At 62.8% G+C, this 21787-nt stretch carries 22 protein-coding genes and 2 tRNA genes; 12 read left to right on the forward strand and 12 right to left on the reverse strand.

Annotated elements, in window-relative coordinates:
* Window positions 1-13 precede the first annotated feature (13 nt).
* From DEVEQU_RS05580 to DEVEQU_RS05590, 3 genes are all read left to right on the forward strand, one after another.
* Entirely contained in the window at window positions 14-1303 is a 1290-nt protein-coding gene (locus DEVEQU_RS05580) for a sugar transferase (RefSeq protein ID WP_126149597.1), read from the forward strand.
* Between the two features lie 88 nt (window positions 1304-1391).
* On the forward strand, window positions 1392-2756 hold the full coding sequence (locus DEVEQU_RS05585) for a DUF4214 domain-containing protein (protein ID WP_164550271.1): 1365 nt from the start codon (window positions 1392-1394) through the stop codon (window positions 2754-2756).
* Between the two features lie 526 nt (window positions 2757-3282).
* Window positions 3283-5172, forward strand: a complete 1890-nt coding sequence (locus DEVEQU_RS05590; RefSeq protein ID WP_126149599.1) for a DUF4214 domain-containing protein — start codon at window positions 3283-3285, stop codon at window positions 5170-5172.
* A gap of 58 nt (window positions 5173-5230) precedes the next feature.
* Here DEVEQU_RS05590 and DEVEQU_RS05595 read toward each other — a convergent pair.
* A tRNA-Pro gene (locus DEVEQU_RS05595) sits at window positions 5231-5307 on the reverse strand.
* Window positions 5308-5478: 171 nt separating this feature from the next.
* Here DEVEQU_RS05595 and DEVEQU_RS05600 point away from each other — a divergent pair.
* Window positions 5479-5553 (forward strand) — tRNA-Gln (locus DEVEQU_RS05600).
* Window positions 5554-5580: 27 nt separating this feature from the next.
* On the opposite strand, the gene DEVEQU_RS05605 is transcribed toward DEVEQU_RS05600, so the two are convergent.
* The 5 genes from DEVEQU_RS05605 to DEVEQU_RS05625 form a co-directional block, all read right to left on the reverse strand.
* A complete protein-coding gene (locus DEVEQU_RS05605; protein ID WP_126149600.1) occupies window positions 5581-6393 on the reverse strand; it encodes an ABC transporter ATP-binding protein in 813 nt (270 codons plus the stop codon).
* The gene (locus DEVEQU_RS05610) at window positions 6390-7391 is read right to left on the reverse strand and encodes a FecCD family ABC transporter permease (RefSeq protein ID WP_126149601.1); all 1002 of its coding nucleotides are present in this window, start codon (window positions 7389-7391) and stop codon (window positions 6390-6392) included. Before DEVEQU_RS05610 ends, DEVEQU_RS05605 begins: the two co-directional genes overlap by 4 nt.
* Before the next feature lie 2 nt (window positions 7392-7393).
* A complete protein-coding gene (locus tag DEVEQU_RS05615) occupies window positions 7394-8380 on the reverse strand; it encodes a FecCD family ABC transporter permease (RefSeq protein ID WP_126149602.1) in 987 nt (328 codons plus the stop codon).
* Window positions 8381-8383: 3 nt separating this feature from the next.
* The gene (locus DEVEQU_RS05620) at window positions 8384-9280 is read right to left on the reverse strand and encodes an ABC transporter substrate-binding protein (RefSeq protein WP_164550272.1); all 897 of its coding nucleotides are present in this window, start codon (window positions 9278-9280) and stop codon (window positions 8384-8386) included.
* A 193-nt stretch (window positions 9281-9473) separates the two neighbouring features.
* Window positions 9474-10088, reverse strand: a complete 615-nt coding sequence (locus tag DEVEQU_RS05625) for a biotin transporter BioY (RefSeq protein ID WP_126149604.1) — start codon at window positions 10086-10088, stop codon at window positions 9474-9476.
* A 150-nt stretch (window positions 10089-10238) separates the two neighbouring features.
* Between DEVEQU_RS05625 and DEVEQU_RS05630 the strand changes: the two genes are divergently transcribed.
* On the forward strand, window positions 10239-11102 hold the full coding sequence (locus tag DEVEQU_RS05630; RefSeq protein ID WP_164550273.1) for an MBL fold metallo-hydrolase: 864 nt from the start codon (window positions 10239-10241) through the stop codon (window positions 11100-11102).
* Between the two features lie 3 nt (window positions 11103-11105).
* Here DEVEQU_RS05630 and DEVEQU_RS05635 read toward each other — a convergent pair whose 3' ends face one another.
* Window positions 11106-12665, reverse strand: a complete 1560-nt coding sequence (locus DEVEQU_RS05635; RefSeq protein WP_126149606.1) for a methyltransferase regulatory domain-containing protein — start codon at window positions 12663-12665, stop codon at window positions 11106-11108.
* Window positions 12666-13035: 370 nt separating this feature from the next.
* Here DEVEQU_RS05635 and DEVEQU_RS05640 point away from each other — a divergent pair, with 370 nt between their 5' ends.
* Window positions 13036-14133 (forward strand): cell wall hydrolase, encoded by a 1098-nt coding sequence (locus DEVEQU_RS05640; protein WP_126149607.1) that lies wholly within the window; start codon window positions 13036-13038, stop codon window positions 14131-14133.
* A gap of 4 nt (window positions 14134-14137) precedes the next feature.
* Here the strand turns inward: DEVEQU_RS05640 and DEVEQU_RS05645 are convergent, their stop codons facing one another.
* From DEVEQU_RS05645 to DEVEQU_RS05655, 3 genes are all read right to left on the reverse strand, one after another.
* The gene (locus tag DEVEQU_RS05645) at window positions 14138-14587 is read right to left on the reverse strand and encodes a hypothetical protein (RefSeq protein WP_126149608.1); all 450 of its coding nucleotides are present in this window, start codon (window positions 14585-14587) and stop codon (window positions 14138-14140) included.
* A 111-nt stretch (window positions 14588-14698) separates the two neighbouring features.
* Entirely contained in the window at window positions 14699-15313 is a 615-nt protein-coding gene (locus DEVEQU_RS05650; protein ID WP_126149609.1) for an HD domain-containing protein, read from the reverse strand.
* A 170-nt stretch (window positions 15314-15483) separates the two neighbouring features.
* A complete protein-coding gene (locus DEVEQU_RS05655) occupies window positions 15484-16212 on the reverse strand; it encodes an SOS response-associated peptidase (RefSeq protein ID WP_126149610.1) in 729 nt (242 codons plus the stop codon).
* 67 nt (window positions 16213-16279) lie between these two features.
* Here DEVEQU_RS05655 and DEVEQU_RS05660 point away from each other — a divergent pair, with 67 nt between their 5' ends.
* From DEVEQU_RS05660 to DEVEQU_RS05680, 5 genes are all read left to right on the forward strand, one after another.
* Window positions 16280-16681 carry an NUDIX hydrolase gene (locus DEVEQU_RS05660; protein WP_164550274.1) on the forward strand — a complete coding sequence of 134 codons (402 nt, stop codon included), beginning with the start codon at window positions 16280-16282 and terminating at the stop codon, window positions 16679-16681.
* 279 nt (window positions 16682-16960) lie between these two features.
* Entirely contained in the window at window positions 16961-17362 is a 402-nt protein-coding gene (locus tag DEVEQU_RS19845) for a TIGR02301 family protein (RefSeq protein WP_164550275.1), read from the forward strand.
* A 73-nt stretch (window positions 17363-17435) separates the two neighbouring features.
* Complete coding sequence (locus DEVEQU_RS05670) at window positions 17436-17735, forward strand: hypothetical protein (protein WP_223214112.1); 300 nt, start codon at window positions 17436-17438, stop codon at window positions 17733-17735.
* A gap of 65 nt (window positions 17736-17800) precedes the next feature.
* Window positions 17801-18349, forward strand: a complete 549-nt coding sequence (locus DEVEQU_RS05675; protein ID WP_126149613.1) for a hypothetical protein — start codon at window positions 17801-17803, stop codon at window positions 18347-18349.
* Between the two features lie 80 nt (window positions 18350-18429).
* Complete coding sequence (locus DEVEQU_RS05680) at window positions 18430-18843, forward strand: lysozyme inhibitor LprI family protein (protein ID WP_126149614.1); 414 nt, start codon at window positions 18430-18432, stop codon at window positions 18841-18843.
* Between the two features lie 65 nt (window positions 18844-18908).
* Here the strand turns inward: DEVEQU_RS05680 and DEVEQU_RS05685 are convergent, their stop codons facing one another.
* Window positions 18909-20237 carry a dihydroorotase gene (locus tag DEVEQU_RS05685; RefSeq protein ID WP_126149615.1) on the reverse strand — a complete coding sequence of 443 codons (1329 nt, stop codon included), beginning with the start codon at window positions 20235-20237 and terminating at the stop codon, window positions 18909-18911.
* A 65-nt stretch (window positions 20238-20302) separates the two neighbouring features.
* On the opposite strand from DEVEQU_RS05685, the gene ygfZ reads away from it, so the two are divergent.
* Window positions 20303-21130 (forward strand): CAF17-like 4Fe-4S cluster assembly/insertion protein YgfZ, encoded by an 828-nt coding sequence (gene ygfZ / locus DEVEQU_RS05690; protein WP_126149616.1) that lies wholly within the window; start codon window positions 20303-20305, stop codon window positions 21128-21130.
* An 85-nt stretch (window positions 21131-21215) separates the two neighbouring features.
* Here ygfZ and DEVEQU_RS05695 read toward each other — a convergent pair whose 3' ends face one another.
* On the reverse strand, window positions 21216-21779 hold the full coding sequence (locus tag DEVEQU_RS05695) for a hemerythrin domain-containing protein (protein ID WP_126149617.1): 564 nt from the start codon (window positions 21777-21779) through the stop codon (window positions 21216-21218).
* Between the last annotated feature and the right edge of the window lie 8 nt (window positions 21780-21787).

Consider the following 21787-nt stretch of genomic DNA (forward strand, 5'->3'; position numbering starts at 1 on the left):
CCCGTGAGTATTCATGAGCCAAACTCGCCAAAGCCAGAATGGCCTGCAGGCGGTGATCGATCTGGGGGCGCGGCGGCGGGCGCATAATAATGTGCTGCTGATCAAGGCCGCACTGCCGGCGACGATCAGCGCCGCGCTTTTGGCCTTTGCCATCTATGTGCTGGTGATGGTCAGCGCCGACCGGGTCGACTGGCACAATATCCTGCCTGTCGGACTGGTCGTGGCCATGGTCCCCGCCATTGCCGTCAGCCTGCTGGTCATTGCCAGCCGCCGCAATCACCCCTTCAGCATGGCCGTGGCCGTGACGGTCTTTGCGCTGAGCTTTGCCATCTCCATCCTGGCGGCGACGCGTATTCCGGTGAGTTTCGTGGGTATCGCGCTGACCATTCCCTCAACCCTGCTCTGCGTCACGCTGGCGAACCTGGCCATGGCGCGGTCCCTCTCGCGCCGGGCGTGCCTCCTCGACTTTCCCGGCGCCGCGGCGGTGGCGCAAAAGCTCGATGGACGGGTGCAGGTGGTGTCGCCCGAAGAAATTGGGCCCGATATCCGGCGGGTGCTGATCGATCCGGCCTTTCACCACAGCGCCGAATGGGCGCCGGTCCTTGCGCGCCTCTATACGCGCGGGCTCGAAATGGAAGCCTGGCCGCGCTATCTGGAAACCTATGCCGGCCGCGTCGACATCGACAGTTTCGAGCTGGCCGATGTGTCCTACAGCCCGAGCCAGATTTTCTACTATCGCTTCAAGCGGGTGGTCGATCTGGTCGGCGTGCTGGTGCTGGCCGTGCCGGTGCTGGTCGTGGGCGGTCTGCTCTGGCTCTATATCCGCCTCGTCGATGGCGGCCCATCCTTCTTCATCCAGGAGCGACGGGGTTATGGCGGTGGTACGTTCCGCCTCTACAAATTCCGCACCATGTACAAGAATGCCGATGGCGCCTCGACCTCGGCCAATGATAGCCGCGTATTGCCGGGATGCCATCTGGTGCGGCAATTGCGCCTCGACGAGCTACCGCAACTGATCAATATCGCGCGCGGCGAAATGAGCTTTATCGGGCCTCGCCCGGTCTCGGTGGCGATTGCAGAGGCGCTGGAAGCCCGTATTCCGCAATATATCAACCGATCTATCCTTCTGCCCGGGCTCACCGGCTGGGCGCAGGTATCCCATGGCTATGCCGAAACGCAGGACGAGGAGATCGAAAAGCTCTCCTACGACCTCTACTATCTCAAGCACGTCTCCTTCGATCTCGACGTGATCATCTCCGTGCGCACGATCAAGACGCTTTTGTTGCGGAAAGGTGCGCGCTGAGGCGATTTTGGCTCGGTTTTTATTGGCAGAAACACTTGCGACATGATTAGAGCGCTAAAGTGCGTCGGCAGCCGCGATGGAGATGAAGATGGCCACTTACGTCCGCGACTATACCGCGCTTGTCAGCGCCGACTCGACCTGGAACCAGGCGGTTGGCGGGGCGCTGAAGCCCACCCCGGTTTTCGTCAGCTATTCCTTCACCGCGACACGGCCCGAGGGGATCAACGACCGCATGGGCTTTGCCGACCCCAACTTTTTCCGGCAGCTGAGCGCGGCCGAGCAGCAGCTGGTGCGCGATGCCTTCAAGACCTGGGACGATGTCTCGGGGATTACCTTCTTCGAAGTCCCAGCCGGCATGGGCGACATCGATATCGGCGTCTACGACCTTGCGACCGGTATTGCCGGCTATGGCAGCATGCCGAGCTCGAAGTTTTTCCTGCGCGATGGTCAGTTCAAGATCTATGGTCCGGGCGACAATCCGCACCAGGGCCTCTACCTCGACTATCAGAGCGGGCTTGATCGGCATGTCATCCTGCACGAGATCGGGCATGCCCTTGGTCTTGAGCACCCGCATGAGGGCGATCGCCGGCTGCCTGCCGATCTCGACAATGGCAATGTCACGGTCATGAGCTACAAGGATTACTTCCCCAAGCTCGGTACCATGGACCTGCAGGCGATCCAGGCGCTTTATGGCACCGATGCCCAGGACGGCACGCAGGTGGCGAACTGGAGCTGGAACGACCAGACACACACGCTGACCCAATGGGGCACCGCGGCCTCCGAGACCTTCAAGGGCACCAATTCCGACGACATCATCTATGGCGGCGGTGGACGCGATATCATCATCGCCCGCGCCGGCAACGACACCATTTATGTGTCGGGCAAGTCCTTCGAGATTTCGGCCGGGCCCGGCTTCGACGTCATTCACACCGATTTCGCGTATTCCGAGATCGGCTGGACCAGCCTCAAGGACAATTATCTCAGCTTCTATCTCACGGGCGGCAGCGGCTGGGACATGGTCATCTCCGAAGGTGAGCGCGTTGTGTTCACCGACGGCATGCTGGCCACCGATATCGATGGCAATGCGGGGCAGATGTACCGGCTTTACCAGGCGGCCTTCGACCGCACGCCTGACCATAGCGGGCTGGGCTACTGGATCCGCGAACTGGACAAGGGCATCAAGGTCGCCGCCATCGCCGAGAGCTTCCTGGCGTCCGACGAATTCCAGAAAACCTTCGGCACTCAGGACACGGTGACCAATAGCCGGTTCATCGACCTGCTTTATACCAACACGCTGGGGCGCCAATACGATCAGGGCGGTTTCAATTACTGGGTGGGCAAGCTCAACGCCAACGAGACCAACCGCAGTGATCTGCTGGCGTTCTTTTCCAACAGCGACGAGAACAAGCTCAAGGTTGCCGCACAGGTGGAAGACGGCATCTGGTACGTCTGACCCGGCGGTTTGCGACGCGCGCCCCGCAATGGGCGCGTGTTCCCCTGGGCGGGTTAGGTCCGTTCATGCCGCGCTGAGTTCACTCATGCACGCCTTGGTGGCTGGCAAGGAAGGTCCGTCGCCTGCCGACGGTCCCTCGGGTCAAGCCCGAGGGCGGAACTGTGGATGTGCAACGCCGTGCGATATGACGCGCCAAGTCGCGCTTCCGCTCGTGTGGGATCAGGACTCAAACATATATGCGATAGCCCTCGCCTCGCGCGTACTGACGCGAAGCGTATCGGGTATTCGCCAGACTATATCCCGGCACACCTCACGCCTCCAAGCCGGCGCGGATTTCAGCGCAGGGTAAACGAATTACCGCCATCGCCTGCGCAAAATTATGCATCAATTTCAATGATGACCCTAGTCATGGTTAGCGGATGATTTCCCGCATGCTGACAATTTGAAGCCATTTTCCAACGGAGCCTGAAAGTCTGTTCTCTAGCACTGCAGTCAACCCACAACGCATCCTGGGATTGGCGCAGTTATGTCGACGATTACTCTGACGACGTCTTCCGGTGACAAATATGTCGACGACCTGCTTGGCTCCCGGAAGTGGACCAGCGACAGCGTAAGCTTCGGCTTTTCGCAGTCGGCCTCTGTTTATGGGGCCAAATATGGACGCGGCGAGAGCGCAAGCTTTGCAGCGCTCAACACTGCGCAGCAGAAGGCCACCCTCGACGCCATGAAGATGTGGGGGGAGTTGATTGACCTCGACATCATCCAGACGACTGCGAACAATGCGGAGATCCGAATCGGCGTTTCCAGCATGCCATCGACGGCTTGGGCCTATACGCCATCAGCAATGGCACAAGGTGGTGATGTCTGGCTCGGCACGAAATATCTGGCCGCACCCGAGAAGGGCAACTATGCCCACTTCACCATCATGCATGAAATCGGCCATGCGCTGGGACTGAGCCACCCCCATGAAGCCGCGGCCAAGCAGGCCGGCGGGACGCCAGATGGCGGGCTCTGCCCCTGCTGCGCCGGCACCCTGCACGGCCAGAGCACGACCACACCTCTCACCACTGCCGTCGAAGTTGCATCGCCGGTGGATGCCATGGCGTGGTCGGTGATGAGCTATCGCTCCTATGAGGGCCAGGCGATTTCCAATGGCTATAGCAACGAGAAATTCGGCTATGCACAGACGCCGATGGCGCGCGATATCGCGGCGCTGCAACATCTGTACGGCGCCAATTACCAGACGCGCGCCGAGGACACCGTCTATCGCTGGAGCGAGACGACGGGCGAAAAATTCATCGATGGCATTGGCCAAGGCAAGCCGGGCGCCAACAAGGTGTTCGAGACCGTTTGGGACGGTGGCGGGCGCGATACGTTCGATCTGTCCAACAATGCCACCAACCTGAGCGTCGATCTCAGCCCGGGTGGCTGGACCAATTTTGGCAACAAACAGCTGGCGAATCTTGGAAACGGGCAGATGGCTCCGGGTAATGTGGCCGTGGCCATGCTGCATGAGGACAATCCGCTGGCGCTGATCGAGAACGCCATCGGCGGTGCCGGCGATGACAGGATCAGCGGCAATATTGCCGACAATGTGCTGATCGGCGGTGCCGGGAACGATGTGCTCGAGGGTGTGGCCGGTCGCAATATTCTGGTGGGCGACAGCATCGGGGGCGAGCTCATGCTTGTCGGCCTCGACATCGCCGATTTCATCACTGCGACCCTGCCCCCGGCACCGGCCAAGGCCGGCAACGATATTCTTCTCGGCGGCACCGGCAATGACATCTTCGTTCCGGGCCTGGGCAGCAATACCATCGAGGGCGGCGAGGGCTATGACACGCTCGTGCTCGACTTCGTGCTCGATATGCTCACCATTTCCTTCGACGCCAACGATCTTGTCAGCATCCTCTATGAGGGCGGCTCGGTCATTGCCAGCAGCCTGGAATTCCTGGCGGTTCGCGACGGCATTTTCTCGCTGATCGGGGCAATCGTGCCGGAGAGCAACCACGCGATGGCAGACGACGTGATCCTGCTCTATCGCGCCGGACTTGGGTTTGGTCCAAGCAACGAGAGTCTCAATTTCTGGACCTCCGAATTCGACCAGGGTCAGGACCTGGCCAGCCTCGCGACCGAACTGACAACCGATGCGGGTTTCGCGGAGCGCTTTGGTGCGGCGGACAGCACAGCCAACGGGGACTTTGTCCAGGCGCTCTATCACAACATCCTGGGCCGCGATGGCGACGCCGAGGGTGTGCAGTACTGGCAGGATCAGCTCTCTTTGGGCGCATCGCGCCAGGACCTGCTGGTGGCATTTGCGCTCAGCCAGGAGCACCGCAATGACGTGTTTGCGCCAGCAGGAAACGAGACTGGCTTGGTCGCGGTATCGCAGAGCCAGTGGGCCGAGCTCTGGGCGTAGGGTTTTATCGCCCCAAGGACAAACAAAAACCCCGGCCTCTCGCGAGACCGGGGTTGATTGGTCGGAGTAGAGTGATTCGAACACTCGACCCCCTGCTCCCGAAGCAGGTGCGCTACCAGGCTGCGCTATACTCCGTCAGGATTCATCGAGAGGGTCGTAAGCCGGCGTCGGGGCGCCGCGACGTCATCGCGATTGGCGGCTTTATAACTGCGAGGCTTGCTGTGTTCAAGCTGTTCCGACATAGTTTTCTACCGCTGTTTCACCGTGTTGCGAAGCACGGGCAAACCGTGTAGGAACCGCGCCAGTTGGGGTGTCGCCAAGTGGTAAGGCACCGGTTTTTGGTACCGGCATTCCTAGGTTCGAATCCTAGCACCCCAGCCATTTTCCCTTGATTTCAGCATTTTGGACTCACGCCGGCGCGCGTGCGGCGTCGTGCTGGGCCGCGGCGAGGCCATAGGGTACGCAGAGGAGCTTGCCGCTGCGCGGGTCGCGGAGCATGTCGGCGAGGATACCGAAGGCGGCCGCGAGGGTCTGGGGCGTCAACACGGTCTCGGGATCGCCGGCACTCATGATCTTGCCGGCGCGCACCAGGATCACATGATGGGCGAAGCGCAGGGCGTGATTGATGTCGTGCACTACCATGACGATGGTGCGCCCTTCCTCCCGATTGAGCCGCTCGAGCAGGTTCAGCACTTCGAGCTGGTGGGCCATGTCTAGGAAGGTGGTGGGCTCGTCGAGCAGCAGCACCGGGCTGGTCTGGGCGAGCGCCATGGCAATCCACACCCGCTGCCGCTGGCCGCCCGAGAGCGTACCGACCGGTCGATTGGCGAAGGCAGTGAGGCCGGTGAGGCGGAGCGCGGTATCGATGGCGGCGCGATCCTCGGCGCTCATGGCGGCGAGCGGCTTTTGCCAAGGGAAGCGGCCATAGCCGACCAGCTCGCGCACCAGAAGGCCGGCCGGGGCCTCGGGGCTCTGCGGCAGCACGGCCATGCGGCGGGCTATGGCCTTGGTGGAGAGGTCGGCGAGGGCGTGACGGTCGAGATAGACCGCGCCATGGCTGGGCTTGAGAATGCGGGCCAGGTTCTTGAGGATGGTGCTCTTGCCCGAACCATTAGGACCGACCAGGGCGGTGATGCGGCCCTCGGGGATTTCGAGATCGAGGCCTTCGAGCACCGTACCCTCGCCATAGGCGAAGCCGAGATTGTGGGTCTGCAGGATCATGCTGAAAGCGCCCGCTGGTTGGACCTGACGAGCAGGTAAAGAAAATAGGGCGCGCCGATCACCGCGACGACGACGCCGACGGGGATTTCGATGGGCGCGAGCAGGGTGCGGCCGATGAGATCGGCGATGACCACCAGCGTGGCGCCGACCAGGGCTGCCGCGGGCAAGAGGGCATGGTGACGGGGGCCCACCATCAGCCGCGCGATGTGCGGACCGAGCAGTCCGACAAAGCCGATGGCCCCGGCCAGCGCCACGGCGGCGCCGGCAAAGGCCACGGCGATGGCCAGCAGCGCCAGCCGCGACGCCTCGACCCGCACACCGACGCCCGTGGCAGCCTCGTCGCCGACGCCGAGAATGTCGAGTGAACGGACAAGGGCGATGAGCATGGGAACCAGCAGGATAAACCAGGGCAGGATTGCCATGACATCGGCCCATTTGGAGCCCGACAGGCTGCCGGCCAGCCAGACGGCGGCAGCATCATAGACCCGACGGTCGAGCCGCATGGAGAGGACCAGCATGGCGGCGGAGAAGCCGGCATTGATGGCGATGCCGGCCAGAAGCATGCGGGCCGGATCCACCTGACCGCGGCGCTGCGCCAATAGGTAGATGCTGATGGCGCCGATCATGGCGCCGACAAAGGCGACCGCCGGCCAGACTATCCCGGGCACATCGAGAATGGCTTGCTGATGCAGGTAGAGCAGCGCGACGATGGTGAGCCCGGCGCCGGAATTGAGCCCCAAAATGCCCGGATCGGCGAGGCCGTTGCGGGACACGCCCTGCAGGATGGCGCCGGAAAGGGCGAGACCGGCGCCGACCAGCATGGCCATGACGAGGCGCGGCAGGCGAATGGCGTAAAGCGCCAGTTCCTGCTTGGGGGTGCCCTGCCCCAATATGGTCGCCATGAGATCTGACGGGCTGATGGCGAAGGAACCGAGATTGAGGCTGACCAGTGCGGCAATGGCGAGCAGGCCGGCCAGCAGTAGGAAGCGGATGGCCATGGCTACATGCCCCTTTCGTCGCGGCGGACCAGCCACAGGAAAAACGGCACGCCGATCAGGGCAGTGATCAGTCCGAGCGGGGTTTCGAACGGCGGATTGACCATGCGGGCGAGGAGATCGGCCACCACCAAGAGGCAGGCCCCGCCTACGGCCGAGCAGGGAATGATCCAGCGATAGTCGAGCCCGACGAGAAAGCGGGAGAAATGCGGGATGATTAGGCCGACAAAGCCGACGCCGCCTGCCACCGCCACGGCGCTGCCGGCGAGGAACAGCGTGGCGAGAATGCCGCCGGCGCGCACCAGGCCGGTGCGCTGCCCAAGGCCGGTGGCGACATCCTGGCCCAGGCTCAACAGCGAAATGCCGCGCGAGAGCAGCAGCGCCAGCACGAGCCCTGCCCCCATCCAGGGCAGCGCCAGCAGCAGGTGGGGCCATCGAATGCCCTGCACGCCGCCCGCTGTGTAGAACAGCACGTCCTGGGCGATGCCGGTGACGATGACGATGCCAGTGGTCAAGGCGCCGAGCAGCGCCGAAACGGCGGCACCGGCCAGCGCCAGGCGAACGGGTGTCAGGCCGCCACGCTGCAGCGCGCCGAGACCGAAGACGAGGGCTGCACCGAGGCCAGCACCGAGAAAGCTGAGAACGATGAGGCCGGTGAAATCGAGCCAAGGAAGGAGCACCATGCCGATGACCAGCATGAAACCTGCGCCGGCATTGAGGCCCATCAGGGAGGGGCTGGCCAGGGGATTTCGGGTCATGCCTTGCATGACGGCACCGGCGACGCCCAAGCACGCGCCCACCGCTGCCGATGCGAGCACACGCGGCAGGCGGAATTCCTGGATGACGAGATGGTTGGGCTGGGTCGAGTCGAACTGGACCATGGCCTGCCAGATGGTGAAAGGATCGATCTCCGCCGCACCGGCAGAGATCGATCCCACAATGGCCACGAGCAGGCAGATTGCGGCAGCGCCCAGAACGAGGCTAGCGCGCAAAAGTCAGTCCGCCTTGCCCATATGGTCAGCGACGTCTTCGACGATGCGGCCGAAGCTGATCGGGCCTGTCGACTGGTTCCAGGGCTGGATATCGACGCGATAGACGTGGCCGGCCTTGACTGCCGGCAGTCCTTGCCAGAGCGCAGTGGCTTCGATGCCCGACATCTTCGCCTCGTCCTCGACCATGAGGAAAATATGGTCGGCGGTCAGCTGCGGGATGATTTCGTTGGAGACGGTCTCGTGCTCGACCTCGAGCGGCACCAGCGGATGCGGGGTCAGCCCCAAGTCCTGGTAGAGCACGGGGCCAGACCGGCGCGAGCCGCCATAGACGCGAATATCCTTTTCGCGCACGCGCAGCAGCAGCACAGTTTCGTCGGGATGAAGATCTGCGACCTCGGCCTTTACCTCGGCGGCGCGGGCATCGTAGGCGGCGATGGCGGCATCGGCCTGCTCGGCGTGGCCGAGCGCTTCGCCTAGGCCATGCAGCCACTCCCGCCACGGCCCCTCGGGTTCGTCGAGCAGCAAGGTGGGCGCGATGGCGCTCAGCAGCTCGTAATTGTCACCGATCTTGTCGGCCTGGGCGAGGATAAGGTCGGGCTCGAGGCCGAGAATGGCCTCGAAATCGGGGGCGGACTGGTCGCCGACGGGCTGGGTATCCTTGAGCGCATCCTGCAGCTGACCGGGCATGCCATTCACCCGCGCCACGGCACCAACGGGAGCAATGCCCATGGCAACAAGCGCTTCGGAGAACATGTTGTGCAGCGCCACGATGCGATGCGGTGCGAGCGGCACTTCCACTTCGCCGCGCGCGTCCTTGACGATGCGGGCCGTGGCCGTGGTGTCGAGAATTTCGGCAACCTGTGCCATGGCCGGCGCCAGCGGCGCGCAGGCGAGGAGCAAGGCAAGCCCCATAGACGCGGATTGACGGAGGAGAGAGAGCCCCATGAGATTTAACCTGACCATAATTGTCCTGTTTAGGAGCTAACAGACGGCGGAACGGCCGTCAACGCGCATTGCACAGGACCAATCAGGGCATGAAAAAGGGCCGGTGCTGCCACCGGCCCTCATAGAACTCGTGTCAGTCGGAAAACCCTTAGCGCTTGGCGCCAAACAGCTTCCAGGCACCGGTGACGGTCAGGGTGGCGAAAGCCATCTTGAGGATGTCCCAGACGATGAAGGGCTGGACGGCCTTGGCGAAGGCGGAGCCCACGACATTGGCCTGATCGACCCACTGGGCCTGACCGGCCATGGCCACGAGCCAGGCGAAACCGAAGGCAAACATGACGCTGCCGCCGACGAGCATCGAGGCGAACAGCACGGCCGGACGCGAAGAGGCGCCACGATCGGCCGCGGCGCCGATAATGGCGGCCATGGCAAGGAAACCGATGAGGAAGCCGCCCGTGGGGCCGACGAGGTAAGCCATGCCGCCGCCAGTGGCGAATACGGGCAGGCCCATGGCACCTTCGAGCAGGTAAAGGGCGACAGTGGCGGTGGCAATGCGCATGCCGAAGGCTGCGGCAAGCGCGGCAATGGCAAAGGACTGCAGGGTCACCGGAACGGGCCAGACCGGGACATTGACCTTGGCGGCTGCCGTGATCAACAGGGTCCCGAGGACGACGGTGGCCAGATTGGTCGCCAGCTTGGCAACATTGCCCTTGGGCTGGAACACGCCGAGCAGCGTGTTGGGCGTGGTCAAAGTCACTGCCATTTCATACCTTCCATGCTAGGTAGAACCGCCCGCCCATGAGAGCATCGCGCGGTTCACTCCCCTGCTTCTTACTTTCTCGTTCATGACCGCGCAATGGCCAGCCCACTTTCCGCCCCCCGCTTCAGCACCGACTTTCGTCCGGATACCGGCATGCCGGTAAGCGAATCGCCCGGCGTGGTGCGGGTCACGGCGCCCAATGCTTCGGCCTATACCTTTACCGGCACCAACAGCTTTCTGCTCGGACATGAGCGGTTGGCACTGGTCGATCCGGGGCCGGCTGATGCAGCGCATGCCGCAGCCTTGCGCGCCGCCATTGGCGGCAGGCCAGTTTCGGCCATTCTGCTCACCCACACGCATCGCGACCACAGCGCCTCGGCAGCGGCCTGGGCAAAGGAGCTGGCCGCCCCACTATGGTTCGGCGGCCCACATCGGCTATCGCGACCGCTGCGGCGATTCGAGCTCAATCCCATCCGCAACTCCTGCGATTGGGATCTTGTGCCGGACCGCACGCTCTCGGATGGGGAGGGCATCATGGCCGGCGACCTTGCCATCACCGTATATGCGACGCCCGGCCATTGCGCCAACCATCTGGCCTTCGGTGTTGCAGGCACAGAGGTGTTGTTGTCGGGCGACCATGTGATGGGGTGGAATTCAACGCTGGTTTCAGTGCCGGACGGCTCGATGGCGGATTACTTAGCGTCGCTGGACAGGCTGATCGCCCTGCCCTATCGCCGCTATCTGCCGGCACATGGCGGCCCCATCGCCGATGGCCCGACCCATGCCAGCGCCCTCAAGGCGCATCGGCGGCTGCGCAATAGCCAGGTGATCGCGGCGGTGCGGGACGGTGCCCGCCGCATCGGCCAGGTGGTCGGCTGCATCTACCCCCAGCAGCCAGCCAAGGTGCGCTTCGCAGCGCGCCTGACCATCACCGCCCATATCGAATATCTCGAAGCCAGCGGCGATTTAACGGTGCACCGCCGGCTGTTCGGCACGCGACTTTCCCTGCCGCGCTGAGTTTCAGACGATACCGAGGGCGCGGAAGATCGGCAGGCGCGCTTCGAATGCGGCGTGACGCTGACGCAGCTCACTGATGTTTTCCTCGGCGGTTTGCAGCATGGAGCCGTCCTTGAGGAGGCGTTGCCCCTGCGCATCCAGCATGCGCCAGGCGAAGGCCGCCGGATCGGCTTCATTGCTCAGTTGGGCCAGAAGGAACAATTGCTGGAAGCGATCGACGGTGATGCCGCCGCCGGTCGTCGGGGTGGCGAGATAACCAAGATCGGCGCTGTAACGCGCCTTTTCGAGCACCACGCGATTGAAGCGGGTCGCCGACTCGGCCCATACAGCATCGTCGTCCGCATTGCCATGGGGACAGGGCTGCAGGTGGCCGGCACCGACGAGAACGAGGATTGCCTGTTGTATGCGGCCCCAGCCCAGTTCGCCCAGGTTCGGATTGTCGGCCAGCACTTGCCTGAGGCTGATGGCTGCAGACCGGCCCGCCTCCACTGGCCGCGCGAAAGCCTCCACAATCGGTGCATAGACCTCTTCCTGGAGATTGGCTTCACCCAAGGCGCCATTGACCTTCATGGTTATCTCGCTGCGCGGGGAGGACAGGGCAAAGCGGGTTTCGAGCCAGATCGCCTGTGCCTCGCCCGCCGAAAGGGCGACGCTGCCGCGGGCAAAGATATCGCGGCGGAACTGCTGGTTGATCATGTAGTCGCGATAGGTTTCGCGCAGCACGGGGTCGGCCGTTTCGTTGAGAATGGCCTGCTGGTCGGCGGTGAGATTGACGGCGTCGACATGGTCGAGCAGATGCGCCGAGCCCAGATAGGACAGGCGGGCATGCGACAGCTCGCGCGCAACGTCGGAATGGTAGAACAGCGTCCAATCCGCGTTCATATATTCATGCGCGAGATAGTTGCGGTTCTGCGCCTTGATGCGCTCGATGCGTTCGGTGATGCCGGGCACTGTGGCAAAGTAGCGGGCATTGGCCGCTTTCATGCGGTCGATGAAGGCGAGGCCGGCATCGATCTTCTGCAGCATATGGCCGGGAGCGGCGCCACCGGCGAGCAGCATCAACTGGCGGACCGGCGACGGCCCAGCCCAGCCCGGCAGGCAATTGTAGGAAATGTAGACGAGGCCACCCGGCTTCAGCCGCTTGTCGATGAAGCGGACGATGGTGTCGCGGTGCTCGGCCGCGATCCAGCTATAGATGCCGTGCAAGGCGATGATGTCGAACTGCGGTAGGTCGGTGCGCGCCTCGAACTGGGCGAAACTGTCGTCGAAAAAATGCACATTCTCCGTTCCGGCCTGATCCGCCAGTTGGCGGGCGCCCGCAATTTGCGCGGGATTGAAGTCGGTGGCGTAAAAATCGATCTCCGGATTGGCCGCTGCCAAGAGATTGGTGGAGAAGCCCTGCCCGCAGCCCAATTCGCAAAATGCGAGGCGCTCGCGCGATGATTTCGAGGTGGACACGCCTTTGGTCAGGCCGCTGAATTGCAGGATTTGCGGGGTGAGTTCGCGGTAAAAGCCATAGGTATAGCCAAGCTCGGCCACATAACCCGAAGTCCAGTCGAACATTTGTTTCTCCGTGCATCCGGCAACTTTTTGACCATATCGATCCGCAGCGTGCAAAGAAAAATGACCTCGAATATGCCAGGCGAGAAGAATTGTGACCGGAGGGCAAGGCCGCAGGAGATGGACTTGCGCCAGGCGCCGGCGGCCCGAAGACCGTCATGCGAATACGGTCTGCCGTCCGCGAAAACCTAACACCGCCGATCACGATGCTGTCAGACCGCACGCTGCCCCTTTGGCGCCACAGGGACGCCTTGGGGTGGGCTTGTTGGCGATTTACTCCCTGCTAACCCTAATGAGAGATGATCCGGATCAGCGGCATTTGAGCGTCACATTTGTCGGCTTTGAGTTGTGTTAGTAGCGTTGAGTAGAGTTTATGGCCCAGTCCCACCAGCCGGTGGTGCGTTCGCGCCCGGCTAGAGCGGTCCGCCTTCTTGTTCCTGCCGCCCGTGTGGTGGTGGCAGGCTTGGCGCTTTCCCTCTCCTATATCGGTCTTGCAACCGGCGCCTTCGGGCCCGGGACGGAACTTGCCGCGGATGTCGGTATCGGCACGGCCGCCACGCCGGCGGAAGTGGCGAGCCTGAGCTATTTCGGCGTTGATCCGGTGATTACCGGGTCGGTCGACCATCTTTTCGAAACGGCCAGCTTCACCGGTCCCAACCGCGCTGCCAAAACCGACCGTTTTCGGCCTGAAGTGGATGCCTTGGCAATTTCGCGCAGCTTCGAGGAAGCGCGCATTCAGATCGCGGCGCTGCGCGGCACGCCGCTTGATCCCACCGATCTCGGCCAGACGCGCATAGCCGATCTCGACACGCCGGCCGCAGTTCAGGGCAGCCAGGACGGTCCGCGCATGTCGGTGGCCTCGATCGATCCCTCGACTGCTGCAGCTCTGGACGCCATTGCCGGCATTGCCCCGCAAATGGCCTCGCTCGGCGCGCCGCCCGCTTTCGGAACGCCGCAGGGCATGCCCATGCCGGCCATCGCCTCCGAGCAATTGGCCTATGCCCGCGCCAATGCCCCGGTGACCGGCGCATTCGACAGCGGCCCCATCACTGCGGCATCGGACAAGGAATTGTGGTGCCTCGCCACCGCCATCTATTTCGAAGCGCGCGGCGAGACCTATCGCGGCCAGGTCGGGGTGGCGCAGGTGGTGCTGAACCGGGTCAAGGATCACCGTTATCCCAACACCATCTGCGGCGTCGTGTTCCAGAACCAGCACCGCCGCAATGCCTGCCAGTTCTCCTTTGCCTGCGACGGCATTGCCGATGTGGTGACCGAGCGCAAGCCTTGGGAACAGGCTGAGGAAATCGCCAAGAAGACGACCAGTGGCGAGCTTTACCTAACCGAAGTGGGCGATGCGACGCACTACCACGCCACCTATGTTCGCCCCGCCTGGGCGCCGCGCATGACCAAGGTGACCCAGATCGGCCTGCATGTCTTCTACAAGTTCAAGCCCGGCTGGTTGTTCGGCTGACGCCTCAGCAATAGGTGAAGCTGGCGGTGGAGATGCAGGTGCGTGCCGGGGTGCTGACAATGGTCGTGCCCCGGTTGCGCAGATAGACAAAGGAATTGCCGCTATAGCTCAGCACCGCGACGCGGTTGGGCTGGGTGGTGACCGCCTCGACGGCAATGCCGGGATAGAGCACGTTTGGCGAGGTCATGCCGTCGGTCGAATACGTGCCGGTGGCGGTCTGGGTGACGGTCACGTAACTCACCCTGCCCCCCTCGACCTTCTTGATGCGGCTGGCGCTCAGCGGCTCGGTCGAGACCCAATCCTCATAGTCGACCAGATAGTCGCGGTCCGCGAACTTGACGAGACGGCTGGTATCGAAGCCGGACGGCATTTCATCGGCCATGATCGGGGCAGCGGTGGTGCAGAGCAGGCCCGAAAGCAGGCTCAGGGCGACAAGACGGTGCGGCAGGTTCATGGCTATTGTCCCGATTTGATCCAAGGCGGCATGACGCCTTAACCAATCAGTAACCATAAGGCAGCAGATCAGGCGAATTTTATCTTTCGTTAAGGTTAATTTGCCTGACGATCAGCCGACGAGCGTCGCGGCGGCAGTTTCGAAGACTTCGACGAAGCGAGCATGGGCCTGCTGGGTCGGCCAGGGCCGGATCAGACGATCGAAAGCCTCGACGTCGAAGGCAGGCTGGTTGGGTTCGCCGAAAAACTTGCGCGCCTCGTCGGGATCGAAGCCAGCCAGATGGGTAGCCTCGAAATAGGCGGCTTCCCGATCAGCCTTCTTGACCTGCTTGGTGAGGGCCACGCTCATGGTGGCGGGCAGCGAAAAGCGCAGGAAGATTGCCGAAAGCAGGCGGTTTTCGACGTCCTTGTAATTGCCGCCCATCGCCGCCTTGAAGGGCGAGATGATGTCGCCCATGACATATTCGGGGGCGTCATGCAGGAGCGCCTGCAAGAGCGCGGCAGCCGAGGCATCCGGATTGGCCTGGCGGAATAGCTCGAACACCAGCACCGAATGTTGCGCCACCGAAAAGGGATAATCGCCCTGGGTCTGGCCGTTCCAGCGGGCCACGCGGGCCAGGCCATGGGCGATATCGGAGAGTTCGACATCGACGGGCGAGGGATCGAGAATATCGAGGCGGCGACCGGACAGCATACGCTGCCAGGCACGGGAACTGTTGCGGGACATGAGCGAGATCGCGTTTGCGGACTGTTGCCGAAAGACTAGCAGAGACAGCCGATTCGAGAATGATGGCTGTGTGACGGAGGGTAAATTGCCAGCAGGGCATGGGTCATCAGACCCTCGGATCAAGTCCGAGGGCGGCGCTGTGCAAGCGGGTATGTTTCCGCGCGGGCGGACTAAAAGAGATCCAGCTGGCCCCCGGCGGCTTTTTTGAGCACTGGGGCGGGCTTTTCGAGGGTGATGGGTTCGATCAGACCGGAATCGTCGTCGCGGGCGGAATTGACGCGCGTGGAGACCGGATGGAATTTGAGCACACCATCTTCGAGCGGCAGGGCCATTTGCGCGGCTTCGGCGGCGTGGACCTCGCGCACATTGAGCCACTCGTCCTGCTGCTGCCGATCCATGAGAATGGCCGGCATGCGATCGTGGATTTCCGACAGTTGTGCATTGGCCGCCACGGTAATGGTAGCGACGCTGTCGATCTCCTCGCCATTGGGACCGGACCAGGTGGCATAGAGGCCGGCCAGCGCCATGGGCTGCCCATCGGCGCGGGTAATGTAATAAGGCTGTTTCTTCTTGTCGGGCCCAGTGTGCCATTCATAGTAGCCGCTGGCCGGGACGATGCAGCGGCCATGCTTGAGCGGATCGCGAAAGGCCGGTTTCTCAGCCATGCTTTCGGCACGCGCATTGACCAGAAGCGGAAACTCGCGCGGGTCCTTGACCCAGCCGGGGACCAGTCCCCAGCGGGCAAAATGTGCCTCGCGCTGGCCCTGGGCTTCCCAGATGGCGACAATGGGCTGAGTGGGCGCGATATTGAAGCGCGGGATGATATCGAGCCCTTTGATGAGCTTGAACAGTTCCACCATCATTTCGGGCGGCAAAGTCGAGGCATAACGCCCACACATGGCATGTCTCCTTCACCTGTTGGGAGATAAGCTCATCGGAAACGAATCGCAAACCAACCCAAGGGCTATGACAGATCTTCCTAACGCCGCCAGCGTCGGCATCGTTCGCCATGGCAAGATCCTGCTGATCAAGCGTGCCTTCGCGCCGTATCAGAATTTGTGGACCTTTCCCGGCGGCCGGATGGATGATGGCGAGACCATAGAGCAATGCGCCATCCGCGAAGTACAGGAGGAGCTGGGCCTGACCGTGCGCAATCCGCGCCATGTCATCACCCAGGAACTCGGCCGCGACGGCACCTACCGGCTGGCCGTGTTCACTACAACCGACTATGTCGGCACCATACGGCCCAGCAACGAGATCTCGGACTATAAATGGGCCGATCCGGGCATGCTGCTGGCCCTGCGCACCACCTCGCGGCTCGACGATGTGATCCGGGAATGCTTCTCCGTTCTGGGGCAGAGCTGGTAAGGGAGGCGGATGAGGTTGCCCGTGCATCAGCAAATCCCCAACCCCACTGTGTGCTCCTCGCACCCCGATGGTCTTGATGACGGTGTTGCTGGCATCACTGCGGTCTCGGGCTCCCATCCCCCCCTGGGGTGGCGGTTCTGCAGGCTTGGAAAACTCCCATTTCCGAACGGATTCGGGGAAGGTTCAGCACCCCCACCCTCAATCCCTCCCCTCAAGGGGGAGGGAGGAGAAAGAGCGCTGACATCGGTTATTGATAAGCCTGCCCTAGACATTGCCGTATTGAAGGTCGCAAAGCGCGCGGCTGCTTGGCGAAAGCGCGTCCTGTATCCACTATTTGCCATCCTGCTGCTGCTACCGCTCGCCGCCCCTGCCCTCGCCATCGACCCGCCCTATCAGCGGCAGATGGAGCGGTTGTCGGAGATCATGGGGAGCCTCTATTTCCTGCAGCCACTATGCAAGGCGGGGACCGAGGACTGGCGGGCACAGATGGCGGATCTGATCGCGCTGGATGAGCCGGATGAAGATCGGCGGCAGCGTTTGGCCGGGGCGTTCAATTCCGGCTATGAGGCTTTTGCCCGTTTCCATCACCAGTGTACGCCGGCTTCGCGGGAAGCGTTGCGGCGGCTGCTCGGCGAAGCGCAAAAGCTGGCGCGGGAAATCCACACGCGTTTTGCCGAATAGGCGCGGGGCCCGGTCGGTAGAATTGCCTACCGGGCGTTAACCTTCGGGTTACTTCTCACGCGCGGCGTGGTTCGTGGCGTGCTATGCCGCCATGATGAGCACGACCAAGTCCTTATTTTCCGCATCGTCGGGTCAAGGCCCGTTTGACCGCAGCCAGGCCGAACGCCAGCTGGCGCTCGAATATCTGGCCGAAGCCTGGAATTCGGCCGAAGAAGACGGGCTGGAAAGCGCCTCGCTGGCCCATGCGTCGCTGTTCGCTGCCTTGGCCACCTTTGTGCGCATGCATGGCGACGAGGCCACCGCGGACCTGGTGGCGCAATTGCCTGACCGTATCCGCAACGGCGAGTACAATCTCGAGCGGATCCTGCAATAGGCCTGCCTTGCCTTAGTGAGGGCACGGAGTGATCCTAGGCTTCCTCGCAAAAGGGAGACCGATCCATGCGCCTTGCCCCACTGTTGTGCACCGCCATGCTGTTGTCGACGCCGGTCCTGGCGCAGGAGGCGGCGGAATGGGACTGGCCGGAACCCCAGATCAGCAGCGATATCTCGGCCCTGCCCCCAGCGGTGCAGGAAAAGCGCGCGGCGCTGATCGAAGCGGCCCGGAGCGGCGACATCGAGGCGCTGCGCCCCATCATCGACGCTCAGAAATCCCGGCCCAATGTCAGCTTCGGCGCGCCCGACGACCCGGTGGCCTTTCTCAAGGACGTGTCGGAGGATGACGAGGGCAGGCAGATATTGGGGCTGATGCTGGACCTGTTCGACCAGCCTTATGCCTATTATCCCGATAGTGGCGGGGAGACCTATTACATCTGGCCCTATCTCTCCGAACTCGATCCCAACAACCTGACCGCCGAGCAGACGGTGGACGCCTATCGGCTGATCGACAGCGAGGGCATAGAGGAGCTCAAGCAATTCGGAGGCTGGTATTACTGGCGTCTCCATATCAGCGAGAGCGGGGAATGGTCGGCTTTCGTGGCCGGGGATTGAGCCCCTGCCCCATCGGGAATGCGGGCGTTTTCTCGCCCAACGCCCCGATGTAGAATGGTACCAATTCAAAGGAGAGCCTCATGCTGAAACGCTATCTTTTCGTCCTGCCGATGCTTTTGCTGATCAGCCCAGGCCAGGCCGACGATGTGCTCGACGAGCTTTCCGCGCGCAGCCACGTGCCGGTGGGCGAGCTCGAGGATATCCTGGCCGATTGCGAGACCACGCAGATGGCGATGAATCTGTGCGCGTTCTACGATTTCGTCGAAGCGGACATGAACCTGGAAAAGATCGTGCAAGACAATGCCGAAGGCATGAGCAAGACCGAGACCAAGGCCCATCTCGATGAAATTGCTGCCTGGCGCAGCGAGGCGGAAGGTGAATGCAACGCCGCTGCCGACGAGGAAGCCGAGGGCGGCAGCATGCGACCGATGGTCTATTCGTATTGCATGCAGGAAAAGCTGGACCAGCGCGCCACCGAGGAGGTGGAGGGATAGCGTAGAGCCAGGGCCCTCGGGTCAGGCCCGAGGGTGACGATCGGGTAGGCGATCGCTGCAGGACACTAACCCTGCGGCAGGGCTTCGAGGAAGCGCATGGGTTGGCCCTTGTTGGGGGTGAGCAATTCGCCCTGCCACATGACCTTGTGACCACGCACCACGGCGCCTACCGGCCAGCCGGTGACAGTGACACCGTCATAGGGGGTCCAGCCGGCACGGCTCCTGATCCAGTCATTGGTGATGGTCTCGCGGCGCTTCATGTCGACGATGGTGAGGTCGGCGTCATAGCCGACGGCGATGCGGCCCTTGTTGGCGATACCGAAGAGGCGATTGGAGCCATGGCTGGTCATGTCGACGAAGCGTTGCAGGCTCAGCCGCCCGGCATTGACGTGATCGAGCATGGTCGGGACCAGCGTCTGCACGCCAGTCATGCCGGAATGGCTCTGCGGATAGGGATGGTCCTTTTCTTCGCGCGTATGCGGCGCGTGGTCTGAGCCCAGAATGTCGGCGACGCCATTGGCGACGCCCTTCCAGATGCCCTCGCGATGCGCCTTGTCGCGCACCGGCGGGTTCATCTGGGCATAGGTGCCGAGACGTGTGTAAGCGGTTTCGTCGAGGGTCAGGTGGTGCGGGGTGACCTCGACCGAGGCCACGTCCTTGTGGTCGGCGAGATAGGCGATTTCTTCCCTGGTCGAGATATGCAGAACGTGGATGCGTTTGCCGGTCTTGCGGGCGAGGTTGACGAGGCGCGTGGTGCAGCTCATCGCCACTTCGGGCGAGCGCCAGACGGGATGGCTGGAGGGATCGCCTGGGACGCGTAGATGCTTGCGCTCCTCGAGCATATATTCGTCTTCGGAATGGAAGGCAGCGCGGCGGGAAATCGCCTGCAAAATGGCCTCGACGCCGGCATCGTCCTGGACCAGCAGCGATCCGGTGGAAGAGCCCATAAACACCTTTACGCCAGCGCAGCCGGGGAGCTTTTCGAGCATGGGCAGTTCGGCGACATTGTCGTGAGTGCCGCCGATATAGAAAGCGAAATCGCAGTGCATGCGGTTGGTGCCGGCGGCGATCTTGGCTTCAAAGGTCTCGCGCGTGGTGGTCAGCGGATTGGTATTGGGCATTTCGAAGACGCCGGTGACGCCGCCCATAACGGCGCCGAGCGAGCCGGTTTCGAGGTCTTCCTTGTGGGTGAGGCCGGGCTCGCGGAAGTGGACCTGGGTGTCGATGACGCCGGGGAGGATATGCAGGCCCTTGCAGTCGACGATTTCGGCGGCACTGCCGTCGATGGCGCCCAGCGCCACGATGCGACCGTCCTTCACCGCAATGTCGGCCAGCCCCTCGCCATCGTGATTGACCAGGGTGGCGTTCTTGAAAATCGTGTCGTACTGCGCCATGTCTTCGGTCCTGCTGCTGGTCACCTCCGGCCGGTTTAGCATGGGTGTTCCGAGAGGCAAGCCAGATGACCACCTATCTTCGCGCCGACCGCGCCGTCTTCCGCTTTTCGGGGCCCGAGGCCCATCGCCTGCTGAACGATGTAGTGACAGGGCAAATTCCGGATAGCGGCGAGGTCGCGGCGGCATGGGCGCTGCTATCGCCGCAGGGCAAGATCCTGGCCGAGGGGTTGGCGGGCCATGCCGAGGAGGCGCTGTGGCTGGATGTGCACCAGTCGGTGGCCGACGATTTTTTCAAGCGCATGCGCATGTACAAGCTGCGCGCCAAGGTCGAAATCGAGGATTTGCGCGCTACACATCGCGCGGGTTTTGCGCAGGAGGCCGGACTGGAGGGGGTACGCCATACTGACCGGCTTGGTCCTGTGGACCTGGGGTGGCGCGTGATTGCGCCGGTGGAGGATACCACAGGCTGGGTGCAGGATGACGGCGTCTACCAAAAAGAGCGCATCGCTGCCGGCATCCTGCATCAGGGCAATGACTTCCCCGCCAATGACGCCTTTGCCCACGATATCGGTCTCGACATTCTCGACGGCATCGACTTCGCCAAGGGGTGTTATGTCGGGCAGGAAGTGGTCAGCCGCATGAAGCATCGCGGCACGGCGCGGCGGCGGCCGGTGATCGTTTCGGGCATTGACGCGCCGGCGGGCAGCGCAGTGGTCGCGGGCGGGCGCGAGGCGGGCACGATCGGCCAGGTGGTCGATGGACAGGCCGTCGCCATTTTGCGGCTCGACCGGATCAGCGATGCTGGTGCGGCGACGGTGGATGGCAAGCCGGTGAGTTTGGAACTGCCGGTCTGGGCAAGCTACACTTTTGGCGAGGCCGGCGCGGAGGAGTAGGGCTGGCGGTTGAAGCCCTCGGGTCGAGCCCTAGGGCGGAATGGGGCACGGGGAGGCAGTTTGCCAGAGGCCAAGCTGGCTGGCCTTAAACCCCGATGTCGAAATAGCCCAGGGCGTCGCCAATGGCGTCTTCTTCGTAGCCGAGATGGCTGAGGAGGACGGTTTCGAGGGCGCGGAAAACGCTGACGGCGGCATCAAAATTGTCACGACCGGGCGCATCGGCGAGGGCAATCAGCCCATCGATCAGCTTTTCGAGCAGGGTGTGCACCACCACATGCTCAGCCTGCAGGCGATCGGCAATCGCCTTGAAGGCGGGGCTCTGATCGGCCAGCGCCGGGAAGATGGCCACGTCCTCGATGGAGTGATGGCCATGGACGAACTGGCAATATTGGCCACACAGCGTGCCGAAGCGCCGATAGTTCGAGACCATGACGAGGTCGGCGGTTTCTGTCTTGACTTCGGCGACGCTGGCCTTGCCTTCACCGGCGCGCTCGATCAGGCGGCCAAGCACGACCATGTTGTCGCGCAGATGGTCATGGATCATGCGCAGGTGCTGGCCGGGCAGCTTTTGCACTTCGGTTATGCCCGGAAGATCGGGAATGGCAGGGCGCGTGGCGTCGTCGAGAAATTGGATATCTTTGAGTAGCATGTAGCAGA

Source organism: Devosia equisanguinis (genome assembly GCF_900631955.1).
GTDB classification, from domain to species: Bacteria; Pseudomonadota; Alphaproteobacteria; order Rhizobiales; family Devosiaceae; genus Devosia; species Devosia equisanguinis.

Excerpts from the sequence above, each read along its gene's own strand:
- DEVEQU_RS05580 (WP_126149597.1), top strand. The coding sequence starts at position 14 with ATGAGCCAAACTCGCCAAAGCCAGAATGGCCTGCAGGCGGTGATCGAT.
- DEVEQU_RS05585 (WP_164550271.1), top strand. The coding sequence starts at position 1,392 with ATGGCCACTTACGTCCGCGACTATACCGCGCTTGTCAGCGCCGACTCG.
- DEVEQU_RS05590 (WP_126149599.1), top strand. The coding sequence starts at position 3,283 with ATGTCGACGATTACTCTGACGACGTCTTCCGGTGACAAATATGTCGAC.
- DEVEQU_RS05605 (WP_126149600.1), bottom strand. The coding sequence starts at position 6,393 with ATGATCCTGCAGACCCACAATCTCGGCTTCGCCTATGGCGAGGGTACG.
- DEVEQU_RS05610 (WP_126149601.1), bottom strand. The coding sequence starts at position 7,391 with ATGGCCATCCGCTTCCTACTGCTGGCCGGCCTGCTCGCCATTGCCGCA.
- DEVEQU_RS05625 (WP_126149604.1), bottom strand. The coding sequence starts at position 10,088 with ATGGCAGTGACTTTGACCACGCCCAACACGCTGCTCGGCGTGTTCCAG.
- DEVEQU_RS05630 (WP_164550273.1), top strand. The coding sequence starts at position 10,239 with ATGCCGGTAAGCGAATCGCCCGGCGTGGTGCGGGTCACGGCGCCCAAT.
- DEVEQU_RS05635 (WP_126149606.1), bottom strand. The coding sequence starts at position 12,665 with ATGTTCGACTGGACTTCGGGTTATGTGGCCGAGCTTGGCTATACCTAT.
- DEVEQU_RS05640 (WP_126149607.1), top strand. The coding sequence starts at position 13,036 with ATGGCCCAGTCCCACCAGCCGGTGGTGCGTTCGCGCCCGGCTAGAGCG.
- DEVEQU_RS05645 (WP_126149608.1), bottom strand. The coding sequence starts at position 14,587 with ATGAACCTGCCGCACCGTCTTGTCGCCCTGAGCCTGCTTTCGGGCCTG.
- DEVEQU_RS05650 (WP_126149609.1), bottom strand. The coding sequence starts at position 15,313 with ATGTCCCGCAACAGTTCCCGTGCCTGGCAGCGTATGCTGTCCGGTCGC.
- DEVEQU_RS05655 (WP_126149610.1), bottom strand. The coding sequence starts at position 16,212 with ATGTGTGGGCGTTATGCCTCGACTTTGCCGCCCGAAATGATGGTGGAA.
- DEVEQU_RS05660 (WP_164550274.1), top strand. The coding sequence starts at position 16,280 with ATGACAGATCTTCCTAACGCCGCCAGCGTCGGCATCGTTCGCCATGGC.
- DEVEQU_RS05675 (WP_126149613.1), top strand. The coding sequence starts at position 17,801 with ATGCGCCTTGCCCCACTGTTGTGCACCGCCATGCTGTTGTCGACGCCG.
- DEVEQU_RS05680 (WP_126149614.1), top strand. The coding sequence starts at position 18,430 with ATGCTGAAACGCTATCTTTTCGTCCTGCCGATGCTTTTGCTGATCAGC.
- DEVEQU_RS05685 (WP_126149615.1), bottom strand. The coding sequence starts at position 20,237 with ATGGCGCAGTACGACACGATTTTCAAGAACGCCACCCTGGTCAATCAC.
- ygfZ (WP_126149616.1), top strand. The coding sequence starts at position 20,303 with ATGACCACCTATCTTCGCGCCGACCGCGCCGTCTTCCGCTTTTCGGGG.
- DEVEQU_RS05695 (WP_126149617.1), bottom strand. The coding sequence starts at position 21,779 with ATGCTACTCAAAGATATCCAATTTCTCGACGACGCCACGCGCCCTGCC.